Here is a 15,274-nt window from a genome sequence, read left to right as displayed (position 1 = left end):
GGGTGGGGGGGGGAAGCACGAGACCCCCCCTCCCCCCCCGGGGGAGGGGGGGGGGGGGGGGGGGATGCATTGCGTGGATTCTCGGTAAAGGGCCGCCGCGCGCCCCCCCCACCCTACCCCCCCCCCGGGGGGGGAGAGGGGATTCCGCCAAGCATCCGGCGCAGCCTCTCCGCCGTTTCGGCATCGGCCGGAAAGAACGCCTCGATCGCCAGTTCCGACAGGGTGACATCCACCGCCGTTCCGAAGACGGTGGTCGTGCTGAACAGGCTCAGCAGGCCGAAGGACGTGTGCAGTCGCAGCGGCACCACCACGTCGGGATGGTGCCCAGCCTCCCCACCGCCGCCATCGTCCAAAAGCGAGGCCGGTGCCGGATATCCCTGCAACTCGCTGCGCAGGGCCGCCAGCACCGGGTCCGCGCTCGCCTCGATCTGGCGGGTCAGGCGGGACAGCACATGCTCCCGCCACTGCGCCCAATTGCCGATGCGGCCGGCCAGCCCGTCAGGATGCAGGCTGAGGCGCAGGACATTGACCGGCCCCGCCAGCAATTCCGCCGACACCCCCTCCAGCAGCGGCGCCACCGCCCGGTTCGCCGCCAGCAGATGCCAATGCCGGTCCACCGCCAGCGCCGGGAAGGGCTCGTGGCCGGTCAGCACCAGATCGACCGCCTTGCGCGCCGCCTCCATCGCCGGGTTGTCCAGGCTGTGTTCGCTGTAGACCGGGGCGAAGCCGGCGGCGACCAGCAGGGCGTTGCGGTCCCGCAGCGGCACGTCCAGCCGTTCGGCCAGATGGATCAGCATGCCGCGGCTCGGCTGCGACCGGCCGGTCTCCAGGAAGCTGACATGGCGGGTGGAGATGTCGGCCTCGCAGGCGAGATCGAGCTGGCTGAGGCCGCGCCGCTGGCGCCAGGACCGCAGCAGGGCGCCGACCGGCGGCCCTGCCGGCACCCTGCCGTTGCGGGCGGAGGTCTGAGAGGTGCCATGGGGCATGGTGAGTGCTCCGAACCGGGATCTTCCGCCATTGTTGCCGCCATCGTTGCCGTCATCCGCGGGCGAAGGCCAGCAGTTCCGCGTTGAACCGGTCGCGGTGGGTGATGAACAGGCCGTGCGGCGCTCCTTCATAGAACGACAGCGTGGCGTTCGGCATCAGCGCCACCGTGCGCTCGGCGAGCGCCAGCGGCGTGGTGACGTCGCGGTCGCCATGGACGACCAGCGTCGGCACGGCGATGGCCGGCAGCTCCGTCCGGAAATCGGCCGAGGTGATGGCGCGGTTGCACTCCAGCAGGGCCATCAGCGAGGATTGCAGCGCCATGCCCACGATCCAGCCCTTCATCTCTGCCGAGGTCTCCTCGTTCACGAAGGGGTCGATGTTGTCGCCCAGCCATTTCGGGAAGTCGCGCAGCAGCTGCTCCGTCCGGAACGCCTCGAACAGCGCCGGATCGACGCCGTCGGGGTTGTCGTCGGTCCGCGCCATCAGCGGCGTGATGGTCCCCACCATCACCACGCCCGCGACCCGCCCGGCGCCATGCCGGGTCAGGTAGCGCACGATCTCCCCCGTCGCCATCGAATGGCCGACCAGCGTCACGTCCCGCAAATCCAGCCCGTCCATCAGCGCGGCGATGTCGTCCGCCAGCCGATCGAAGCCGTAACCCGACGGCGATTCGTCCGACTTGCCATGGCCGCGGCGGTCGAAGGCGATGCAGCGGCAGCCCTGTTCGGACAGCGGCGCCATCTGGTAGGCCCAGGCGTCGGAGGTCAGCGACCAGCTCGACACGAACAGGATCGGCCGGCCGCCCTCCTTGTTGCCCCAATCGCGATAGAACAGCCGCACGCCGTCGTCGGTGTGGATGAAGCCCATGATCGCTCTCCCTGCGAAAGTTTCCGGTTCAGGCTGCCGGCATCTGGTCCAGGAAGCCGGTGACGCTGCGCAGCCGGCCATCCGCCGCCAGCAGGGCGAAGTCGGTGCCGCGGGCGAGCGGCTCGCCGCCCTCCGGTCCCAGCGCCCAGGAGAAGCGCAGCCGGTCATTATGCCCGTCCACCGCACCCAGCAGGCTGAAGCGCAGGCCGGGGAACTGCCGCTGCACGGCGTCGATCAGGGCATCCAGCCCGTCATGGCCGCTGACGCCGGCGAGCGGGTCGAGATAGCGGGCATCCTCGCTCCAGCCCTTGGCGATCAGGGCGCGGCGGCGCTGCGGGTCCGTCTCGTTCCAGGCGGCGATGTAGAGGTCGGCGATTGCGGCGGGGGTGTGGGTCGCATCGGTCATCGTCAGGTCCCTTTCTCGGTCCGTTGTCCTGGCCGCCGGATTGTCCCGGCGAACCCAGGATCGCCCGGCGGAGGGACCTGAATCGATTACGTGCCAGGTAATGCCGCACCCGAACGATCCCGCGGCGCGCGCATGCCTGCCATCACCGCCGCACTGCGGTACGGCCGCGGCCGATCCGGTTAAGGTCCAAAACCATCACCTTTGCCGTCACCGTCGCCGTTCGGATCCTCCATGCGCCTCATCTTCCTGCTCGGCCTCGCCGGGTTCGCCAGCGCCTTTTCCCTGCGCACCACCGATCCGATGCTGACGCTGATCGCCGACGACCTCGGCGTGACGGTGCGGCAGGCGGCGCTGCTGGCCTCGGCCTACACGCTGCCCTATGCGCTGATGCAGATCGTGCTGGGGCCGGTGGGCGACGCCATCGGCAAGTCGCGGCTGGTCCGGCTGGCTCTGTCGGTCCTGACGGTCGGCCTTGTGCTGTCCACCATCGCGCCGAGCTACGGCACGGTGATGGCCGGGCGCATCCTGGCCGGCGCCTTCGCCGGCGGCATCATCCCGGCCTCCATGGCGCTGATCGGCGACCGCGTGCCCTATGAGGAGCGCCAGATCGCCATCAGCCGCTTCCTGCTGGCGGTGATCCTCGGGCAGATGTCGGGCTCCGCCGTGTCGGGCGCCCTGGCCGAGGCCTTCGGCTGGCGCGTGGTGTTCGGCCTGTCCGCCGGGCTGACGGCGCTGATCTGCGTCGCCGCCCTGATCGGCTTGGCGCGGGAGGTGGAGACCCGCTCCCCCCTATCGGTGGCGGAGGCGCAGCGGCGCTATGCCACGGTGCTGACCAACCCGGCCTCCTTGATCGTCTTCGCCACGGTGGCGGCCGAAGGGCTGCTGATCTTCGGCGTCTTTCCCTTCGTGGCGCCGGTGCTGATCGAACATGGCGCGGCCGGCGCCTTCCAGGCCGGGCTGACCATCGCCGCCTTCGCCATCGGCGGCGTCGCCTACAGCGCCGTGGTGCGGCGGCTGATCGCCTCGCTCGGCCAATGGGGCATGATGAAGGCCGGTGGTCTGGCCGCTGGGCTGGCCTATCTGGTCATCGCCTTCCCGGTGCCCTGGCCGGTGGTGAGCCTGTGTTTCCTGGTCGCCGGCTTCGGCTTCTACATGCTGCACAACACCATGCAGACCCAGGCGACGGAGTTGGCGCCGACCGCCCGCGGGTCGGCGCTGGCCCTGTTCGCGTCGAGCTTCTTCATCGGCCAGGGGATCGGCCCGGTGCTGTACGGCTATATCTCCACCCACACCGGCTTCGCGCCGCTGTTCCTCGGCGTCGGCGCGCTGACCGCCGGGCTGGGCTTCGCCTCGGCCCGGCTGATCCGGCGGGGACGGGCCTGAGCCCCCCTTACAAACACGCCCGAATATAGGGCCGGTTCGCCTCCCACAGCTCGTCCAGGATGGCGACGGCGGCGGTGCTGGAGTTGATGACGGGGTCGATCAGCAGGGCCTGCAGCGCCAGTTCCTTCGACCCGCGCAGCGCCGCCTCCACCGACAATTGCTGCACGTTGGCCTGGACCGACAGCAGCTTGACGATGCCGTCGGGCAGGCGGCCGAGCGAGATCGGGTGGATGCCGCCGGCGTCCGCCACCAGCGGCACCTCCACCGCCAGCTCGTCCGGCAGGCCGGGGATGACGCCGCGGTTGATGACGATGCCCGATTCGATGAAGCGCTTCTGGTTGTGCAGTTGCCCGGCGATCACCGCGACCGCCCGCTCGCCCCAGGACGGCTTGGTCCAGTCGTCGGGAATCGGCTTGCTGCCGTCGATGACGCCGTCCATCAGGTCGCGCAGGATGACGCGGCCCTCTTCGTCATGCTTGAAGTCAAAGCCATGCTCCCCGGCCTCCCAGCCATAGGGCAGGAACTCGCCGGTATGGTCGTCGCTTGGCGTCACCCACAGGCCGAAGGCGTGGAACAGGCGGCGCGCCAGCGGGGTGAAGGACGGATCGTGCGTTGCCTCCTTCTCCCGCAACAGCGGGTAGAGGTCGCGCCCCGTCGCCTTCTCGCGGATCGCGGTCAGCCATTGGAAATGGTTCAGCCCGGCGCCCCAGACATCGACCTCCTTCTCCGCCATGCCCAGGATCTGGCAGATGAACCAGCGCGCCAGGAAGATGCCGTGGCAAAGCCCCAGCGTCCGCACACTGGTGCAGCGCGACAGCCCCAGGACGATGCGGCTTTCCGGATTCGACAGGTTGATGAACAGCGCGTCGGGGCAGATCGCCTCGACGTCGCGGACGATGTCGACGATCAGCGGCAGGGTGCGCAGCGTGAAGAACAGCCCGCCGGGACCGCCGTTCTCGCCCAGCGTGTGGCGGATGCCGTGCTTCTTCGGCACCTCGAAATCCAGCCTCCACAGCCGGTTGCGGTCGATGGCGATGGCGCACAGCACGAAACCGGCGCCCTGCAGGGCGGCCTTGCGGTCGGTGGTCTTCTCGATGGTGATGCCGGCGTCACCGTGGCGGTTCATCACCTCGGCCAGCGCCGCCATGCGGTCGAGCGCGTCCTGGTTGGTGTCGACCAGCGTCAGGGTGCTGCCGGCCAGTTCGGTGGTGGAGAACAGGTCCTGGAACAGGCTGAGCCCGAAGGCGGCGCTGCCGGCGCCGATGAAGACGATCTTCGTGGTGTTGGGCATGTCGGGTTTCCTCCGTGAGCGGAGCGGCTGACCGCCGTCTTATCGGAACAGGCTACGCCTTTCGGAGGGGACCGCACAGTCCCCGCGTGCAATCGCCCCAATCTGCGCCACCGCGTCGCGCCCACGCCGGCCGCATGCTTGTCCCATGGCGAAGACGGTCCGGCTGCGGCATGCTGGGAAAAACGAACGTCCCCGTGGGAGGATAGCAATGGACAGCTTCAGCCAGCCCGTGTCCCAGGCCGCCGATGCCAGACCGCTGAGTTTCCCGCCCGATTTCCGCTGGGGCGCGTCCACCGCCTCCTACCAGATCGAAGGCGCGGTGAATGCCGACGGGCGCGGCCCTTGCGTGTGGGACACCTTCACCGCGCAAGGCCGCATCATGGACGGCAGCAGCGCCGCCGTCGCCTGCGACCATTACCACCGCTATCCGGAAGACATCGCGCTGATGAAGGCGGCGGGCTTCGACAGCTACCGCTTCTCCATCGCCTGGCCGCGCATCCTGCCGACGGGGACGGGCGCGGTGGAGACGCGCGGTCTCGATTTCTACGACCGGCTGGTCGACGGGCTGCTGGAGGCCGGGATCACGCCGATGGCCTGCCTCTATCATTGGGACCTGCCGCAGCCGCTGGAGGATGCCGGCGGCTGGCAGGGACGGGAGATCGTCGGCCCCTTCGCCGACTATGCCCGCATCGTCACCGCCCGGCTGGCCGACCGGGTCAAGACCTGGATGATGCTGAACGAGCCGAACGTGGTCGCCATCTTCGGCTATGGCGTGGGCGAGCATGCCCCCGGCCACAAACTGGGCGAACAGGGCATCCTGCGCGCCCTGCACCACCAGAATCTGGCGCAGGCCGCTGCGTTGCGCGCCATCGCGGCGGAGCATTCCGGACTGACGCTGGGCACCGTCCTGAACCTGCAGCCCGCCGTTCCCGACAGCGACCGGCCGGAGGATGTGGCCGCCGCCGCACGCTGGGACGCGGTGTGGAACCGGGTGACGCTGGACGGGCTGATGCGCGGGCAAATCCCGGCGCTGCTGGCCGACCAAATGGCGGAGTTCGTGCTGCCCGGCGACGAGGAGGCGATCCGCTATCCCATCGACCTGCTGGGCATCAACTACTACTCCCGCATGACGATGAAGCATGAGGAGGGCCGGCCCTTCAATGTCGGCTGGGGCGAGGCGCAGTGCCGGCGCTGGACCGGCATGGCCTGGCCGGTGCAGCCGGAGGGGCTGTACGACCTGCTGACCGAATTCCGCACCGACTACGGCAACCCCGCCGTCTTCATCGCGGAGAACGGCTGCGCCTATGACGACGTGGTGACGCCGGACGGCCAGATCCACGACGCCGAGCGGGTGCTGTTCTACCGCGAGCATCTGGAATCGGTGGCGAAGGCGCTGGCCGACGGCTGCAACGTCAAGGGCTATCTGTGCTGGAGCCTGCTGGACAATTTCGAGTGGGCCTTCGGCCTGTCGAAGCGGTTCGGCATCGTGCGCGTCGATTACGACACGCTCGAACGCACGCCAAAGGACAGCTATCGCTTCCTCGCCGAGGTTGTGAGAACGGGAAGGCTTTAACCCTTCATTCGCCCCTGCCCCTGTACTTTTAGCAATACACGTCCTATTCGTTAGTCATACGGACGGCGAGGATTCGAGGGCGGAGGCCCGGGATGGGCGGCATGACCGACGACACTGACGCTAAATCGGGTGGCGGTAAAGCGGGTGGCGACAAGCCTGCGGACGACGCACCCGGCTTCACCCGCCGCTTCCTGCGGCTGGCGGGCGGCTATTGGTTCGGACGGACCCGGGTGACCGTATGGGCGCTGACCGTGGCGCTGATCGTGCTGACCATCGGGCAGGTGTCGATCCCGGTGCTGATCAATCTGTGGAGCGAGCGGCTGTTCGACGCGCTCGAACAGCGCTCCATGGATCGGCTGATGACGATGATCGCCCTCGTCGGGCTGATCATCGTCTACAACATTGTCATCGTCGTGCTGCATCTGCGGGTGAAGCGCCGGCTGCAGATGGGCTGGCGCGACTGGCTGACCCGCAAGCTGCTGGAGGACTGGCTGCGCCGCGGCCGCCATCACCAGATCGCCTATATGCCGGGCGAGCACGACAATCCCGACGGCCGCATCGCCGAGGACATCCGCATCACGGCGGAGGTCGCCATCGACCTCGGCCATTCGCTGACCTACTGCGCGCTGCTGCTGGTCAGCTTCACCAACATCCTGTGGATGCTGTCCGGCACCCTGACGGTCACGGTTTTCGGGTCCGAGCTGTCGGTGCCGGGCCATCTGCTCTATGTCGCGCTGATCTATGCCGTGGTGGGCACCAGCATCGCCATGCTGATCGGCCAGCCGCTGGTCAACGCCGTCAACCGCCGTCAGGGCTACGAGGCCGATTTCCGTTTCGCGCTGGCCCGCATCCGCGAGAACGGCCAGACCATCGCGCTGCTGCACGGGGAATCGGCCGAGCGCGGGCATCTCACCGGCCTGTTCGCCGGGGTGACGCGGGGCTGGAACGGCCAGACCAGGGCGCTCAGCCACATGATGGTGTTCAGCGCCAGCTATTCCGTGCTGTCCGCCGCCTTCCCGATCCTGGTCGCCGCCCCCCGCTACATCACCGGCGCCATCACGCTGGGCGTTCTGATGCAGACGGCGCAGGCCTTCCAGCAGACGGTGGGCGCCCTGTCCTGGCCGATCGACAATCTGCCGCGCGCCGCCGAATGGCGCGCGTCGGTGGAGCGCGTGCTGAACCTGCACGACGCGCTGGTGCGGCTCGACCGCGAGGTCTGCGACGTGCCGGACGGCCATATCCAGGTCGTGCGCGCGGACGAGCACAAGTCCCTGACCTTCGCCGGCGTTGCCATCGACGAGCCGAACGGCACGGCCGTGGTCCATCCCTTCGACCTGGAGGTGCGGCCGGGCGACCGGGTGCTGATCGGCGGCGACGCCACGGCGACCATCCGCCTGTTCCGCGCCGTGGCCGGCGTCTGGCCCTGGGGCCGCGGACTGATCACCCTGCCGGCCCACACCCGCGTCTTCTTCATGCCGGAACGCCCCTATCTGCCGCATGCCAGCCTGCGCGCGGTACTGGCCTATCCCGGCACGGCCTCGTCGGTGGCCGACGACAAGGCGGCGGCGGCGCTGGTCAGCGTCGGGCTGCCCGACCTCGTCGACCGGCTGGACAGCCTCGACCGCTGGGACGAGGTGCTGTCGGTGCCCGAACGCCAGCGCCTGGGCTTCGCCCGGCTGCTGATCCGCCGCCCCGACTGGATCTTCCTGGAGGACGCCACCGACAGCCTCGATCCCCCGGCGGAGGAGGAACTGCTGACGCTGATGGAGCGCGAACTGCCGAACGCCACCCTGCTGACCATCGGCCACCATGCCGGGCTGGACGCCCACCATGGCCGCAAGCTGGTGCTGGAACGCACCAACGGCGCCGTCACCCTGCGCGAGGAGGTGCGGGACGTCCTGCCGGCGAGGGAAAGCGCGGCCTGACCGTCCCCATGAGAGGCATCGCATTTGGAAGCAAGTTTCCTATGAATGGACTTTCGTCATCCCCGCGAAGGCGGGGAGCCAGGAAACTCTCACGAAACGTTGCTGAACTGGTTGGATTCCCGCCTTCGCGGGAATGACGCCCTTCCTTGTGTAGGATTAAGTTTCCCCAATGCGATGCCACTGGCCATTCTTTTCCGGAAACTTGGAACACATCCAAAAAGCTGCCACACTGCGCGGCGGACACCGTTCGTACCCACAGCATCGCCGCCCCGCACAACCATGGACATGAGCGTGAAGAAGACCAGCATCAACGCGGCATGGCGGGGGCTGGCGAACTGCCGGGGGTGCGGCATCCGGGAATCGGCGCTGTTCGCCGATCTGACCGAATCCGATTTCAACCTGATCCACCTGCCCATCGACGAGATGACGGTGGCGCCGGGGGCCGCGCTCTACCATGTCGGCGACGAGCCGGCGGCACTCTTCACCGTGCGCGGCGGGCTGGTGAAGCTGGTGCAGTATCTGCCCAACGGCGGCCAGCGCATCGTCCGGCTCCTGCGCACCGGCGACACCGCCGGGCTCGAGGCGGCGCTGGGCGAGCCCTACCGCCACACCGCCATCGCCATCCACCCCGTCCTGACCTGCCGCATCCCCCGCGCCGTGATCCAGCGCCTGTCGGAGGAGACGCAGCACCTGCACCAGCAGCTGATGCGCCGCTGGCATCAGGCGGTGGAGCGGGCCGACGCCTTCCTGGTCGAACTCGGCACCGGCAGCGCCAAGGCGCGGGTCGCCCGGCTGTTCCTGACCCTGGTGGACGACCAGGGCGAATGCGATTTCTTCGGGCGGGAGGATGTCGGCGCCGTGCTGGGCATCACCACCGAGACCGCCAGCCGCGTCGTTGCCGAGCTGAAGCGCCAGGGCCTGCTGGACGAGCTGCGGCCCAACCGCTTCCGTTGCGATGTGGACGCCCTGCGGGAGCTGGCGGACGGGCCGTAGCCCCTCTATCCCTTACGGTTTGGGCAATCGCATATGGCAATAAACGCCCTCTCCCGCCCCGGGAGAGGGAGGGGACCCGCCGAAGGCGGGGAGGGTGAGGGGGAAGGCAAAAATCCCGAACCGCATGGTTTCTTGGATCACCCCTCACCCTTCCCATGCTCCGCATGGGCCCCTTCCCTCTCCCGGGGCGGGAGAGGGAGAGCTGTTAATCCCGTAGACCAGCCTCTCCTCAGGCCGCCCGCATCTCCTCCACCAGCCCGTCGACCTGACCGGCCAGCGTCCGCAGCTGCTCCTGCACGGTGGAGGAGGCCGACAGCACGCGGTTGGCCGATTCCCCCGACTCGCGCGCCGCGTCGGCGACGCTGTCGATGTTGCCGCGCACATGCTGGGTGCTGTCCGCCGCCTCGCCGACATTACGGGCGATCTCGCGGGTGGCGGCGCTCTGCTGCTCCACCGCGGCGGCGATGGTGGCGGCGATCTCGTTCACCTCGCGGATGGTGCCGGCGATGGAGCGGATGGCGTCCACCGCCTCCTGCGTCACCGACTGCATGGCGGCGATCTGGGCGGAGATGTCCTCGGTCGCCTTCGCCGTCTGGGTGGCGAGGCCCTTCACCTCGCTCGCCACGACGGCGAAGCCCTTGCCGGCCTCTCCAGCCCGTGCCGCCTCGATGGTGGCGTTCAGCGCCAACAGGTTGGTCTGGCCGGCGATCGACTGGATCAGCCCGACCACCTCGCCGATGCGGCCGGCGGTCTGGGCCAGCCCTTCCACCGTGCGGTCGGTGCGCTCCGCCTCGTCCGCCGCCTTGCGGGCGATCTGGCTGGAGGCATGGACCTGGGTGCCGATCTCCTGGATCGAGGCCGACAGTTCCTCCGTCGCGGCGGCGACCGCCTTGACGTTGCCCTCCGCCTGCTGGGAACTGCCGGCGGCGGTCGTCGCCTCGCCGGCGGTCAGGTCGGCGCTGCGGGTCATCCGTTCGGCCATGTCCTGCATCTCGCCGGCCGCCTGGGCGACGCGGCCGAGCACGCCGCGCACGCTGCTCTCGAAATTCTCCGCCATCTCGACCATGGCGCGGCGGCGTTCGCCGGCGGCCCGGCCGCGTTCGGCCTCCGCCCGCGCATTGGCGGCGTTCGCCTCGTTGGCGGTGTCGCGGAAGACCATCAGGGCGCGGGTCATGTCGCCGATCTCGTCCGCCCCGGCGGCGGGGATCGGTGCATCCAGCCGGCCCTCTGCGATCTCCCGCATGGCGTCGGACAGCGCGCTCAGCCGTGCGACGATGTGGCGGCCGACCACCAGCCAGGCCAGCGCCGCGGCGCCGATCAGACTGCCGACGGCGAACAGGATCAGCATGTGGCGGCCGGCGGCGATGGTGCCTTCGGTGCCGGTTACCGCCGTCTTCGCCTGGTCCCGCATGGCGGCGATTTCGCGGTCGACGGTGGCGGCGAAGCGCTGGGCCAGCTGCCGGTTCTCGGCGAGCATCCGCTCGGTGTCGGCCGCCGCCGCCAGTTCGGCGCGGCGGAGCGCGATCACCCCTTCCTCGCCGCGGCCGAAGCCGATCAGCGCCTTCACCAGCGCCGTCAGCACCTCGGTGCCGGCGGCATTGTCGCCGGACTGCCCGCGCAGGGTGCCGATGCGCTCATAGAGCGACGAGGACGCGGCGGTGAAGCGCTTTTCCAGAAGGTCCAGGCGGGCGGCGTCCGGGGCCTGCGCCGCCTCGTTCAGCGCGCCGGTCAGGGCGGTGCCGTAGGTCGACAGCTCCAGGTTGGTGCGGAATCGCTCCAGCCCGCTGCCGAGCAGGTCCTGAATGGCCCCCTGCACCTGGGAGCGAATGTCGAAGTTGGCGCGCTTGATGTCGCTCTGCACCTTGCGCAGCGGCGCCTTCAGCCCGTCGAGCAGCTGGGCCGCCTGCGTCCTGGCGGCGGTCAGCCGCTCGGCCAGCCGGCGGTCGACCGCCCCGGCGCTGTTCCCAGTGGCGTTCCCAGTGGCGATCCCAGTGCCGTCCAGCGCGGCGCGGCGCAGGTCGAAGACGTTGTCCTTGCCATAGCCGAACAGGAACAGCGCATCGATCCTTGCGGCGCTGTCGAGGGCCAAGCGCTCGCCCAGCGTGCCGAGCGTTGCCGTCACCTGCGACGACGCCTCCAGATAGGATTGCTGCAGCTCGCCGATGGTCTTGGCGTCCTGCGCCGTGCCGGAGCGGTTCATGGCGTCGAGCGCGCCGGCGATGCCGCTGCGCAGGTCGTAGAGCGCGATCATCGACCGCACGGCGTCCGACAGCGTCCCCATGTCGCGGTCGGTGCCGCCGTCCAGCGCCATGCCCTTCTGCTGCAAGGCCTCCCCGGCGCCATCGACCAGCGGGGCCAGCGTCTTGAGGAAGCCGTCATAGCTCTGGGCCAGCCGGGTGGACGCGGCCTCGCGCCGGTCATGCACGGACAGCCGCCGCGCCACGCCGTCGTTGATGCCGTCCAGCGTGGCGATCAGCGCTTTGCCGGTCTCGCGCACCTCCGTCAGCAGCGGGTCCTGCGGGCGGCGCCCGGCCAGTTCGTCGACCAGCGACAGGAAGCCGCGGGCGCGTTCCTTCGCTTCCTCCCGGATGCGCTCCCGCTCCTCCTGGCTGGCGGCGCCGTCCAGCATCGGCGCCGCCGAGGCGATGGCGCCGCTTTCGCCGGCCAGCCGGGTTGCCAGCTCCATCTCCGGCAGGCTGGTGTCGGCGATCTGCGTCATCGGCCGTTCCACCGCGGAGAAGGACATCAGGCCGACGGCGCTGGCCGCCACCGTCATCGCCGCCATGCCGGCGAAGGACAGCATCAGCTTGGCCCGCACGCCGAGACGGCGCCCGGTTCTGGCTGCCCCGGATTGCGGGATGGCGGGTGCGGCGGTGGTCATGGCGTCGGTTTCCCCTAAGGGCAGGTAAGGGCGGATATGGTCGTTGCCGGCCGCAAGCCCGAATTGTGTGCAATCATGGAACTGCAAGCCTCAAGACGTGCTTGCGACCATCGGCCACACCGGCCCTTGCATGATTTTCGCGGCGGCGGGGAGCCGTCAATCTCTTTTCCGCTAACTCGAATAGATAGTCATAGACCTTCCGATATGCGGAAAATCATCCCCTCGCAGGTGTGAAAATTTCTCCGATTGGAAAGTCCGTAACCCGCTTCCGAACCGCCAAGCCCAGGCCTATGCGCGTGGATCATGGCCATAGCGGGCAGCACGAAAGGCATCAGGGCCATCGACCGACCTTATCCGTGTGCTTACCCCCACCGGCGAAAAACCGATCACTTGGATAGCGGGACGGCCATACCGATGCCGAGTGGAAGCACCGGGGTGGCGTGGCTAGCTTGGGATCAGCACGTTACCCAAGGGATTTCGAGAATGCCGCAGGATGCCAGCCAGCCTTTCGCCAATACGTCCTTTGAGGGCTCCATGACCGTTGGGACCACCGGGCTTCCCCCATCCGCAACCGGAGGGAGCGACGATGGTATGGTTGCCGGCATCCGCTCCGTCCTCGCGGAGTGCGGCGGGTTGGCGGTCGATGCCGGCACCCTCGCCATCGACGACGACCTCTATTCCGCCGGCCTCACCTCGCACGGCTGCGTCGGCCTGATGCTGGGGCTGGAGGAGCAGTTCGACGTCGAGTTTCCGGAAAAGCTGCTGAACCGCCGCACCTTCGAGAGCATCGCCGCGATCCGCGACGCGGTGCGCGGTCTGGTCGACGGGGGCGAGGCGTGAACGCCGCCGCGGCCGCCCTGGCCGAGCGGGCGGCAGCCCCCGCTTCGGTCAATGCCGCGGCCCGTGCGCGCGCCATCGGTGCGGAGATCGCCGCGCGCCATGCCGATGCCGTCGACCGCGACGGCCGCTTCCCCACCGAAGCCTTCGACGCCCTGCGCGAGCAAGGGCTGCTGGGCGTCATGGTCCCGGCGGACCTCGGCGGCGCCGGCGCCTCGCTGTTCGACGTGGCGGCGGCCTGTCATGCGCTGGCCCGCGGCTGCGCCGCCACCGGCATGATCTATGCCATGCACCAGATCCAGGTCGCCTGTCTGGTCAATCACGGCACCAACGATTGGCACCGCGCGCTGATGGCGCGTCTCGCCGCCGAACAGCTCCTGCTCGGCTCCGCCACGACGGAGAAGGAGACCGGCGGCGACATCCGCAACAGTGTCTGCGCCGTTCACGCCGACGGCGGGCGCTTCACCCTGGCGAAGAACGCGTCGGTCATCTCCTACGGCGACCAGTCCGACGTGATCCTGGTCACCGCGCGGCGCAACCCCGACGCGCCGTCATCGGATCAGGCGCTGGTGGTGGTGACCAAGGACGATTACCGGCTGGAGAAGACCTCGCTTTGGGACGCCATGGGCATGCGCGGCACCTGCTCCGACGGCTACCGGCTGGAGGCGGCGGGCGTCATCGACCAGATCCTGCCCTTGCCCTATGCCGACCTGTCGGCCCAGACCATGCTGCCGGTCACCCACATCCTGTGGAGCAGCACCTGGCTCGGCATCGCCGCCGACGCGGTCAGCCGCGCCCGCGCCTTCGTCCGCTCGGAGGCCAAGCGCAAGCCCGGCACCACCCCGGCGTCGGCCGTGCGGCTGGCCGAGGCGACCGCCAAGCTGCAGCAGATGAAGGCCGTGATCCTCGCCGCCATCCGCCAGTACGAACTGGCCAGCGGCTCGCCGGAGCAGCTGACCGGCCTGTCCTTCGCCACGGCGATGAGCACGCTGAAGGTCACCACGTCGGAACTGGTGCGCGAGGTGGTGGAGGCGGCGATCCGCACCTGCGGGCTGGCCGGTTACCGCAACGACACCCCCTACAGCCTGGGTCGCCACCTGCGCGATGCCCATTCCGCCGCGCTCATGATCGGCAACGACCGCATCATGTCGCATGTCGCCACTCAGCTTCTCGTCCAGCGGGACGGGTTGGGGCCCTTCGAATGAACATGGTCGACATCACCGCGGCCCAGGCCGCCTACCGCGACGAGCTGGTGGAGGCCGGGCTGCTGATCCCCACCGGCGTGGACGGCCTCTATGGCCGCAGCGGCGTCTTCGAAGATGTGGTGGAGCGTTTCGACGCCCTGGTCACCCGCTGGGGCGGGCAGGACGGGGCGGAGGTCATGCGCTTCCCGCCGGCCCTGAACCGCCAGTATTTCGAGGAAAGCGAGTATCTGAAGAGCTTTCCCCATCTGGCCGGCACCATCCACGCCTTCGGCGGCGACGAGAAGGCGCACCGCACCCTGCTGCGCCGGCTGGAGGAGGGGCAGGACTGGACCGAGGATCAGGTCGCGACCGACGTGGTGATGACCCCGGCCGCCTGCTACCCGGTCTATCCGACCATCGCCCAACGCGGCGCGCTGCCCGGCGACGGCAAGCTGATCGACGTCTTCTCCTATTGCTTCCGGCGCGAGCCGTCGATCGACCCCGCCCGCATGCAGCTGTTCCGCATGCGCGAGTACATCCGCATCGGCACCCCCAATCAGGTCGTGGAGTTCCGCGAGCTGTGGCTGGAGCGCGGGCGCGAGATGATGGGCTCGCTGGAGGTGCCGCTCGACGTCGATGTCGCCAACGATCCCTTCTTCGGCCGGGCCGGCGCCATGCTGTCGAACAGCCAGCGCGAACAGAAGCTGAAGTTCGAACTGCTGATCCCGATCACCAGCAATGAGAAGCCGACCGCCTGCCTCAGCTTCAACTATCACCAGGACCATTTCGGCCATCTGTGGGACATCCACACCGCCGACGGCGGCGTCGCCCACACCGCCTGCGTCGGCTTCGGCATGGAGCGCGTGGCGCTGGCGCTGTTCCGCCACCACGGTTTCGACCCCGCGCAGTGGCCGGCCTCGGTCCGCAAGGTCCTGTGGGGGTGACGG

At 69.1% G+C, this 15,274-nt stretch carries 12 protein-coding genes; 7 read left to right on the top strand and 5 right to left on the bottom strand.

Annotated elements, in window-relative coordinates; all coding sequences use genetic code 11:
* Positions 1 to 113: 113 nt before the first annotated feature.
* Genes FZ029_RS30500 through FZ029_RS30490 form a run of 3 tightly spaced genes read right to left on the bottom strand, consistent with a single transcriptional unit; the run spans position 114 to position 2,260 of the window.
* Complete coding sequence (locus FZ029_RS30500) at positions 114 to 986, bottom strand: helix-turn-helix transcriptional regulator (RefSeq protein ID WP_149273713.1); 873 nt, start codon at positions 984 to 986, stop codon at positions 114 to 116.
* A 52-nt stretch (positions 987 to 1,038) separates the two neighbouring features.
* Complete coding sequence (locus FZ029_RS30495) at positions 1,039 to 1,854, bottom strand: alpha/beta hydrolase (RefSeq protein ID WP_149273711.1); 816 nt, start codon at positions 1,852 to 1,854, stop codon at positions 1,039 to 1,041.
* 28 nt (positions 1,855 to 1,882) lie between these two features.
* Entirely contained in the window at positions 1,883 to 2,260 is a 378-nt protein-coding gene (locus FZ029_RS30490) for a nuclear transport factor 2 family protein (RefSeq protein WP_149273709.1), read from the bottom strand.
* 231 nt (positions 2,261 to 2,491) lie between these two features.
* Here FZ029_RS30490 and FZ029_RS30485 point away from each other — a divergent pair, with 231 nt between their 5' ends.
* A complete protein-coding gene (locus tag FZ029_RS30485) occupies positions 2,492 to 3,643 on the top strand; it encodes an MFS transporter (protein ID WP_149200626.1) in 1,152 nt (383 codons plus the stop codon).
* Between the two features lie 7 nt (positions 3,644 to 3,650).
* On the opposite strand, the gene FZ029_RS30480 is transcribed toward FZ029_RS30485, so the two are convergent.
* Positions 3,651 to 4,934, bottom strand: coding sequence for an alpha-glucosidase/alpha-galactosidase (locus FZ029_RS30480; RefSeq protein WP_149273707.1), 1,284 nt, complete (start codon positions 4,932 to 4,934; stop codon positions 3,651 to 3,653).
* 208 nt (positions 4,935 to 5,142) lie between these two features.
* Between FZ029_RS30480 and FZ029_RS30475 the strand changes: the two genes are divergently transcribed.
* From FZ029_RS30475 to FZ029_RS30465, 3 genes are all read left to right on the top strand, one after another.
* Positions 5,143 to 6,507 carry a GH1 family beta-glucosidase gene (locus FZ029_RS30475; RefSeq protein WP_149273705.1) on the top strand — a complete coding sequence of 455 codons (1,365 nt, stop codon included), beginning with the start codon at positions 5,143 to 5,145 and terminating at the stop codon, positions 6,505 to 6,507.
* Positions 6,508 to 6,608: 101 nt separating this feature from the next.
* On the top strand, positions 6,609 to 8,432 hold the full coding sequence (locus FZ029_RS30470; RefSeq protein ID WP_247892577.1) for an ABC transporter ATP-binding protein/permease: 1,824 nt from the start codon (positions 6,609 to 6,611) through the stop codon (positions 8,430 to 8,432).
* Between the two features lie 285 nt (positions 8,433 to 8,717).
* Positions 8,718 to 9,425: a Crp/Fnr family transcriptional regulator gene (locus tag FZ029_RS30465; RefSeq protein WP_247892576.1), complete on the top strand. Its 708-nt coding sequence runs from the start codon at positions 8,718 to 8,720 to the stop codon at positions 9,423 to 9,425.
* Positions 9,426 to 9,654: 229 nt separating this feature from the next.
* On the opposite strand, the gene FZ029_RS30455 is transcribed toward FZ029_RS30465, so the two are convergent.
* A complete protein-coding gene (locus FZ029_RS30455) occupies positions 9,655 to 12,306 on the bottom strand; it encodes a HAMP domain-containing methyl-accepting chemotaxis protein (protein ID WP_149273700.1) in 2,652 nt (883 codons plus the stop codon).
* A 591-nt stretch (positions 12,307 to 12,897) separates the two neighbouring features.
* On the opposite strand from FZ029_RS30455, the gene FZ029_RS30450 reads away from it, so the two are divergent.
* From FZ029_RS30450 to FZ029_RS30440, 3 genes are read left to right on the top strand one after another with little or no spacing between them, the layout of a single operon-like run.
* Positions 12,898 to 13,146 (top strand): acyl carrier protein, encoded by a 249-nt coding sequence (locus FZ029_RS30450; protein WP_085090880.1) that lies wholly within the window; start codon positions 12,898 to 12,900, stop codon positions 13,144 to 13,146.
* The gene (locus tag FZ029_RS30445; RefSeq protein WP_149200621.1) at positions 13,143 to 14,348 is read left to right on the top strand and encodes an acyl-CoA dehydrogenase family protein; all 1,206 of its coding nucleotides are present in this window, start codon (positions 13,143 to 13,145) and stop codon (positions 14,346 to 14,348) included. Before FZ029_RS30450 ends, FZ029_RS30445 begins: the two co-directional genes overlap by 4 nt.
* Entirely contained in the window at positions 14,345 to 15,271 is a 927-nt protein-coding gene (locus tag FZ029_RS30440) for an amino acid--[acyl-carrier-protein] ligase (protein WP_149273698.1), read from the top strand. The genes FZ029_RS30445 and FZ029_RS30440 overlap by 4 nt, the downstream gene beginning before the upstream one ends.
* Positions 15,272 to 15,274: the final 3 nt, after the last annotated feature.

Source organism: Azospirillum sp. Sh1, assembly GCF_008365135.1.
Taxonomy (GTDB): Bacteria; Pseudomonadota; Alphaproteobacteria; order Azospirillales; family Azospirillaceae; genus Azospirillum; species Azospirillum oryzae.
Note: the sequence above shows the minus strand (reverse complement) of the source record. Positions and strands in the feature narration are given on the sequence as shown.